The 7,699-nt window shown below is 59.9% G+C and carries 6 protein-coding genes and 1 pseudogene; all 7 read right to left on the bottom strand.

Annotated features, from left to right (window positions below; all coding sequences use genetic code 11):
* Positions 1-130 precede the first annotated feature (130 nt).
* The gene (locus tag HGO40_RS22985) at positions 131-568 is read right to left on the bottom strand and encodes an Lrp/AsnC family transcriptional regulator (protein WP_053188548.1); all 438 of its coding nucleotides are present in this window, start codon (positions 566-568) and stop codon (positions 131-133) included.
* An 11-nt stretch (positions 569-579) separates the two neighbouring features.
* A complete protein-coding gene (gene thrC, locus HGO40_RS22980; RefSeq protein ID WP_250964868.1) occupies positions 580-1,944 on the bottom strand; it encodes a threonine synthase in 1,365 nt (454 codons plus the stop codon).
* 30 nt (positions 1,945-1,974) lie between these two features.
* Positions 1,975-2,859: pseudogene (locus tag HGO40_RS22975) on the bottom strand (LysR substrate-binding domain-containing protein).
* Positions 2,860-2,915: 56 nt separating this feature from the next.
* Complete coding sequence (locus HGO40_RS22970) at positions 2,916-4,346, bottom strand: amino acid permease (RefSeq protein WP_250964867.1); 1,431 nt, start codon at positions 4,344-4,346, stop codon at positions 2,916-2,918.
* A 134-nt stretch (positions 4,347-4,480) separates the two neighbouring features.
* On the bottom strand, positions 4,481-5,734 hold the full coding sequence (locus tag HGO40_RS22965) for a cystathionine gamma-synthase family protein (RefSeq protein WP_250964866.1): 1,254 nt from the start codon (positions 5,732-5,734) through the stop codon (positions 4,481-4,483).
* Between the two features lie 575 nt (positions 5,735-6,309).
* Complete coding sequence (locus tag HGO40_RS22960; RefSeq protein ID WP_250964865.1) at positions 6,310-6,708, bottom strand: hypothetical protein; 399 nt, start codon at positions 6,706-6,708, stop codon at positions 6,310-6,312.
* A gap of 4 nt (positions 6,709-6,712) precedes the next feature.
* Positions 6,713-7,699 (bottom strand): RHS repeat-associated core domain-containing protein (locus HGO40_RS22955; protein WP_250964864.1); only part of this gene is annotated, 987 nt, incomplete at its 5' end.

The following is a 7,699-nucleotide window of genomic DNA, read 5'->3' as shown; positions in this document are numbered from 1 at the left end:
GGCCCCAAAATCATGCAGCGCGGTGGGTCAGGTTGATCGAGGTCAACCTGGTTGGGTCTGCTTCGCAGCCCAGCGGGGATAAATCCCCTCGCCACAGGTAGTTCTGCGCCTAGGGTCCAGTGGTGAGGCTTCAGACCACCGATGACAACACAAACGACGTCACGGTGTTCTCCACTCCCGGCAGCGCCGAGATCTCTTTCCACACCTTGTGCACCCGCTCCGGGTTCGCCGCGCCGACCCTTAGCATTAAGTCAAATTCGCCACTCATCACATCGCACTGCAGCACTTCCGGCATCGCCTGCAACGCTTGCAACACCTCGGCACCGCGCATGCGGTCGTAGCGGTAGACGAAGATCACGGCGTTGATGTTCGACGACGCTTGCGCGCCCTCCCCCGTGCGCACCGTATAGCCCTGGATCACGCCGTCGCGTTCGAGGCGTTCGATGCGTTGGCGCACAGCGTTGCGCGAGAGGTTGACCTTGGCCGCCAGTTCGGCATGGGCAGCGCGGGCGTTGAGGCGCAGTTCGGCGATGATGCGTTCGTCGAGGGGGTCGAGGATTCGCTTCATGGGGCCTCCGGTTATAGCGAGCCGAGCAGTTGATGGAGGGCCGCGAGGTCGTCCGGCTGGATGCGATGGATCTGCGCCGGGCCCTGCTCGGCCATCGGACGTTGTTGCGCCGCCACAGGGATCCCCAACTCACCGAGCAACACCGCCGATTTAATCGGTGAGATCTCGCCCAGGGTCACCATCGGCGCCACCAGGCTGCGGCGGTACAGGCGTGCCGCGAGCACGCCGGTGGCGGTGTGTGGGTCGATGACATAACCGGTGTCGCGGTACAACGAAGTGATCTCGTTCAACGTCTGCTCATCACTCACAGCGTAGGAGTCGATGATCATCCGCGCCTGCAGCCAGAACTCGTTGCCAATGCTCATTTCGCCTTGAGTTTCGAAGGTGTGCATCAACGCGCTCACGGCTTGATCATCATGCCCATAGAGCTCCCAGAGAAACCGTTCCAGGTTGGAAAAAATCGACAAGTCCATGGCCGGCGACAGGGTCTTGCTCGCACGTAACCGCGAGTAGTGGTTCTTCAAAAAGAACTGATGCAGCGCGTCGTTCTGGTTGGTGGCGACGATCATTTGCGTGATCGGCAAGCCCATCTTCTGGGCGATGTAGCCGGCATAGACTTCGGCAAAACTCGCCGCCGGCACGCTGAAACCGATGGGCCGCTGACCGCCGCCCAACTGCAGCACGGCGTGAAAATAAAACACCAACTGCGCCATGACGCTGACCCAGTTGCTGGAGTTGAAACTGATCGCCGCATGCTGGCGGAACAGTTGCGTGACGAGGGTCTGGCAGTCATCGAAACTGCCCTCCACGGCCACTTGATGCACCCGCGGGTGCGCCGTCGCTTGCAGGTCCTTAAGTTGGTCTTGCGGTACGCCGGCCTCGGGATAGATCACCACCACGTCGGTCTCGTCGCAATGCTTGAACGCCTCGATGGCGGCCAGGCCGGTGTCGCCGTTGGTGACACCCATCACCACGGCGCGACGCCCGCGTTTGCGCAGGAAATACTGCACCAGCCGCGCCTGCAGCTGCGCGGCAAAGTCCTTCGAGGAACGGGTCGGGCCATGGAACAACTCCAGGACCCATTCGTTGCGATCCACTTGATGCAGCGGCGCCAGGGAGCGATGGCTGAACTGGCTGCCCGCTTCCTTGAGCAAGCGCTTGAGGTCGGCCTCGGGGATCGCCTCGCCCACGAACGGGCGCATCACTCGGTAGGCCAGTTCGTCGTAGGACAACGTCGACCAATTAGCGATGTCCTGGGGTTCGAACAGCGGCAGTTCCACGGGGACAAACAACCCGCCATCTTCGGCAATGGCCGACAGCACGACTTTTTCGAAATCGACCTGCACGGCGGAATTTCGGGTACTCACGTAGCGCATGGTCAACTCCGCAAACTCAGATAAAACAGCTCATTTGAAACGATGCGCCTGCTCCACCAGCCAGGTGGAAAATCGCGCCGCGTCCGGGTGTTGCTCGGCCCCGGAACTGCGCACCAGGTAGAACGATTCGCTGGCTTCGATGCGTTGGGCGAAGGGTTCGACCAGGCGTCCGTCTTCCAGCAATTCACTGACCATCGACGACCGCGCCAGGGCAATGCCCTGCCCCAACTCGGCCATGCGCAAGGAGCAGACCAGCGTGTCGAATTGCATGCCCGTCGAGGAATCCACCGAGTCGGCACCGACCATTTTCAGCCAGTAACCCCAGCCCTCTTCTTAACCCAACACGTGCAGCAGCGGATGCTTGGCCACGTCCGCCGGCACCTTCAGCGTCGCCATCAAGGCCGGCGCGCACACCGGGAACAAGGCGTCCCAGGTCAGCCGTTGCGACACCAGGCCGGGCCATTGGCCGTGGCCCCAGCGGATTTCCATGTCGTCTTCGCCGTCCAGTTCCTTGACCCAGATGTTGCTGATGTAGCGGATGTCGACGTGGGGATGGGCCTGGCGAAAATCCACCAGTTTCGGCGCCAGCCAGTGCACGAAAAACGCCAGGCTGCCGCGCACCTTGATCGGCCGACGCTTGTGCTGGCCGAAGATTTCGTTGGTGCCCACCGCCAGTCGCGTGATCGCGTCCTGCACCCCTGGCAGGTACGCCTGGCCCTCTTCCGTCAGACCGAGGCCACGGGGCAAGCGCTTGAACAGCGCCACCCCCAGGTGGCTGTCCAACTGGCGGATCTGCTGGCTGACCGCGCCCTGGGTCAAGAACAATTCGTCGGCGGCGTGGGTGAAGTTCAGGCAGCGGGCCGACACCTCGACCGCCCGCAGCCAGTTCAACGGGGGGAACGTTTTTTGCTTCATGCTCTTACCTCGCTGACCCCCACGCACCGGGCACGTTTGCCCGCCCGTCGATGCGGTTAGAACGCGTCGGACGGTTGTGCCACGAGGGCAACCGACAAGCGTCGCTCGCGGCTTTTGCGGGTAATGTAATACACGAAGTAACACCAGGCGATGAATGGCAAGCCGAAGTACAGCGCCACTCGCTGTTCAGGGTCGAAGGCGATGCCGATGCACGCCAGGCTGCAACACACCAGCGCCCCCAGCGGCACCCACGGATAACCACGAACCCGAAACTTGAGGTCGCGGATGTCGCCGCCGTTGGCGACGTAGTGACGGCGAAAGCCGATCTGGCTCGCGGCGATGCTCATCCACACCACCACCACGGCCAGGCCGGAAATCGACACCAGCGCCAAGTAGATGGTGTCAGCAGCAAACACACTGCTGAGCAACGACGCAGCGCCGCCGGCCATGCTGACGATGATCGCGTTGAGCGGCGTGCCCATGCGGGTCAGGGCCGAGAATTGCTTGGGCAGGTGGCCTTGGTCGCTGAGGGTCCAGAGCATGCGCGAGGCGGCGTACAAGCCGGAGTTGGCCGCCGACAACAGGGCGGTGATGATCACGAAGTTCATGATGTCGGCGGAGTACGGAATGCCGATGTAGGTGAACACCGTAACGAACGGACTCTCCACCAGACCGGCCTGTTCGCGAGGCAACAACGTCGCGAGGACAAAAATGGTCCCGACAAAAAACACCGCCAGGCGCAGCACCGTGGTGCGGATAGCGCGCGGCACATTGCGTTGCGGATCCTTGGTTTCGCCGGCGGCGATGCCGATCAGTTCAGTGCCGGAAAACGCGAAGGACACCGCCAGCAGCGTCATCGCAATCGGCATGAAGCCCGTAGGAAAAAGTCCTTCGCGAGTGAAGTTACTTAACCCGATGCTGTGGGCCTGGTCGATGTTCAACAGGCCGAGAATCGCACCACCACCGATCAGCAGGAACACCACCACGGTCAGCACTTTGATCAACGACAGCCAGAACTCGGTCTCGGCGAACAAACGCACCGAGACCACGTTGGTGAGGAACACCACGCCGGCAAACAGCGCGCTCCAGATCCACACCGGGGTGTCGGGAAACCATCGGGTCATGAGGATGCCGGCGGCGGTGAACTCCGAACCGATGGCCACCGTCCACGTCAGCCAATACAGCCAGGCCACGGTGTAGCCAGTGCCGGGGCCGAGGAAGCGCGTGGCGTAGGTGCTGAAGGAACCGGTTACCGGCATCTGCACTGCCAGTTCACCGAGGCACATCATCACCATGTAGACCATGAGCGCACCGATGATGTAGGCGATCACCGCCCCCAGCGGGCCGGCCTGGTTGACGGTGTAGCCGGAGGTCAGGAACAGCCCGGTGCCGATCACGCCGCCCAAGGCCAGCATGACGATATGGCGCGTCTGCATTTCATGCTTGAAGCCGGTCCGCGTATTCGTTTGTTGTTCTGTTATGGACATGGTTGTTCTCATGAAATGTCAGGGCGCGCATCGACGTCTACGCGACTCAGACAAGCGCCGCTGAGCTTTTATTATTATTCCTATTCATGAACGCCCCGCTGACAGCCTTGTCGCGGGGTATCAACTTTCAAACTTCAGCTTGCCGTCTCGGTGTGGACTTCATTGAGTTGCGGATTGAGGGTCTTTTTGACGAAGGCGAAGGCCTGTTTCAGATCGTCCAGCAGATCGTCGGTGTCTTCGATGCCCACCGAAACCCTTACCAAGCCTTCGGAGATGCCCAGGGCCAGGCGTTCTTCCAGGGTGTTCTCGACATGGCTGGTGGTGCGGGCCGGTCCGTAGATGGTTTCCACCGCCCCCAGGTTGCCGGCGCAGTGGGCGAAGCGCAGGCGTGGCAGCAGCAACTTGACCGTGTCCATGCCGCCGACCAGGACAAAACTGACGATGGCGCCGAAGCCGGACATCTGTGCACAGGCGATGGCGTGGTTCGGGTGGCTGGGCAAGCCGGGATAATTCACGGCTTCCACCAGTGGTTCGGTGCAGAGGAATTCGGCCAGGGCCCGGGCGCTGTGTTGTTGCTGGCGCATGCGCAGCGCCAGGGTCTTCATGCCACGGATGATCAGGTAGGCCGAGAACGGGTCGAGGCTCGCGCCATTGATTTCCCGGTAGTGCCGCACTTGGGCCATCAAGGCTTCGCTGCCACACACCAGGCCACCGAGCACGTCGCCATGGCCGCTGAGGAATTTGGTCGCGCTGTGAATCACCACGTCCACGCCCAAGGCCAGCGGGCTCTGGTTCAGCGGCGTGGCGAAAGTGTTGTCCGCCACGACCACGGCGCCGACACGCTTGGCCGCCGCCACCAGGCGCGGGATGTCGAGGATTTTCAGGGTCGGGTTGGTGGGGGTTTCCAGGTACAACACCTGGCAGCCCTTGGCGATTTCACGCTCCAGGTCGTCGTGATCGAAGGTCTCGCACAAGGTCACTGCCACACCGGTGCGCGGCAGGAACTCTTCGAAGATTTTGTTGGTGCCGCCGTAACTGTCCTTGGTCGACACCACCCGATCGCCATGGGCCAGGAAGGTGTAGAGCACGCTGCTGATCGCCGCCATGCCACTGCTGAAGGCCACGGCAGACTCGGCCATTTCCAGCTCGCGGATCTTGGCTTCGAGGGTCTCGACGGTCGGGTTGCTCATGCGGCTGTAGATAAAACCGGGGGCCTTGCCCAGGGCGACGTCGTACCAGACGTCGATGTCGTCGTAACCGTACGCGGCACTGGCCACGATGGGGGTTTGCGTGGCGTTGTAGGGATGCCTGACTTGCTCCCCACCCCAAACCGCCCGGGTGCCGGCGCCGGCATTATCAAGCCCTGTGCTGTCAGGTTTATTGTTCATCGAGGCTACTCACACTGAGGGGGGTGGACGTTGAGCCATCCACCGGATCTGAGGGCCAATATAGGGAAAAGCCGGGCGGCCGAGAAACGATGTTATCGGTGCCAAAGGGGTGGTTTTTTTAATGGCTGGGGGCGAAGTCGCGACACGTAAGGTCACTGATGAAACCTGTGGGAGCGAGCCTGCTCGCGATGGGGTCAGGTCAGCCACATTGATGGCGACTGACACAGCGCTATCGCGAGCAGGCTCGCTCCCACACTGGAAATTGTGATGGCATCGGGAATGCGTGAACGCCAGTCCTACAGGCGACCGCTGACTTAAAGGCTGCACGAATCATCGTGGCGAGGGAGCTTGCTCCCGCTCGGCTGCGCCGTAGGAGCTGCCGAGCGAAGCGAGGCTGCGATCTTTCCAAAGCCAGTTGAGTATCAAGCGAAAGATCAAATCAAAAGATCGCAGCCTTCGGCAGCTCCTACCACGGCCCAGCGGGAGCAAGCTCCCTCGCCACAGGTTCAGCGTTTTTTCAGACGTCCAAGGGCTTTCGATCAACACCCAGTCACTGATTAACCTGTGGGAGCAAATCACGAACCAGCGCCCAAAGACTGCAACCAGTGCTGATGATAGTCAGCCTGCTTTGTAATATCGTTGGTTAAGCCCTTATCTTCATAATCAAAAATATTGACTACGTCATCTTTACCTGCAGACTCTCCCCAACGAACTTCGTAAGCAACTACGCCACCAGCCATTTGTGAGGACATCCGCGAGGGGTACACATTTATTTTGGCTCCTTTGCATAAAAACTTTACATCCGGAAAATCTTTTCTAACCATTCCCAAGCACAAATACAAATCCGCTGCTGTGTAATTTTTCACTAATCCATCTGGCATCGTCACAGTCATGGCCATAACTTTTCGATCACATTCAAAAATCGCACTCTTAACGACGCCATCAATTTCAACTTTCACTTCTCTAGAAGTCATATCCTCACCTGCCAAAATTTGGTATTGAGTAGCCTACATAGGATCCATCTTCATTCACTGGCGTTGCCCCTACTATGTCTTTCCTATCAACGCCTCCAGGCACAGCTATTTCCACTTCTTTTCGATGCGGCGACATCAAACCCAGTTTCTTATTCACATCGATACCCGGCACATTTTTTAACACGTACACGTATCCTGACTCATATCCAAAACCAGTCGCAAATTTTATTGCCTCAGCCTTTGAAGTGGTTGTACTTACATAAATACTAGGCGGATTTCGGTTATCTTTAGCATGCAAAAATAGATCGGTACTAAATCCTAACGGCTCGAATCCTGCCTCAAATATATCCCAAGGCTCTCGTGAATCCCCTCGATAGGTATAGATATCTTTTGGCTTAGTTTGAGGGAGCTTCGACTCACCCTCATCCACCCCAACCTTACCCGCCGGATCCTGATCCCCAACCGCCGGCCTACACCCACCCTTCCCCGGACACTCCCCCAACCCCAACGGAACCACCCCTCCCGGCGGGTTCAGGGTGTACCGGTACCCATTGAGCCCACCCGCCAACTTGCTCGGGTCGGGCGTCAAATAGCGACCAGTTTCAGGATTGTAGTAGCGGTGCCGGTTGTAGTGCAGGCCGCTTTCGGGGTCGAAGTATTGGCCCTGGAAGCGCAGCGGTTGCTCAAGCTGTTCGCCGTCGCCGGGCCTGAGGTCGGTGACTTTGCCGTAGCCGGTGTAGCGCGCCGACCAGACGATCTGGCCGGCGGGGTTGGTCAGTTCCTGGGGCGTACCCAGGCGGTCGAGGTGGTAGTAGAACGGGCGCGCGTCGTGGCCTTCACCGTCGAGCATCGCCAGCGGGCGGAAGGTGCCCGGTTCATAGACGTAGCTGCGGTGGTGGCGCGGGCTGTTTTCAGCGACGAGCTGGTCGCCCTGCCAGAAAAATTCCGTGGTCAGGCCGTCCACGGTCTTGCTGATGCGTCGGCCGAAGGC

It is taken from the genome of Pseudomonas sp. CG7 (assembly GCF_023701885.1).
GTDB classification, from domain to species: Bacteria; Pseudomonadota; Gammaproteobacteria; order Pseudomonadales; family Pseudomonadaceae; genus Aquipseudomonas; species Aquipseudomonas zanjanensis.
Note: the sequence above shows the minus strand (reverse complement) of the source record. Positions and strands in the feature narration are given on the sequence as shown.

What these genes read in the sequence shown, in the direction of transcription:
- HGO40_RS22985 (WP_053188548.1), bottom strand. Translation starts at nt 568, where the DNA reads ATGAAGCGAATCCTCGACCCCCTCGACGAACGCATCATCGCCGAACTG.
- HGO40_RS22970 (WP_250964867.1), bottom strand. Translation starts at nt 4,346, where the DNA reads ATGTCCATAACAGAACAACAAACGAATACGCGGACCGGCTTCAAGCAT.
- HGO40_RS22960 (WP_250964865.1), bottom strand. Translation starts at nt 6,708, where the DNA reads ATGACTTCTAGAGAAGTGAAAGTTGAAATTGATGGCGTCGTTAAGAGT.
- thrC (WP_250964868.1), bottom strand. Translation starts at nt 1,944, where the DNA reads ATGCGCTACGTGAGTACCCGAAATTCCGCCGTGCAGGTCGATTTCGAA.
- HGO40_RS22965 (WP_250964866.1), bottom strand. Translation starts at nt 5,734, where the DNA reads ATGAACAATAAACCTGACAGCACAGGGCTTGATAATGCCGGCGCCGGC.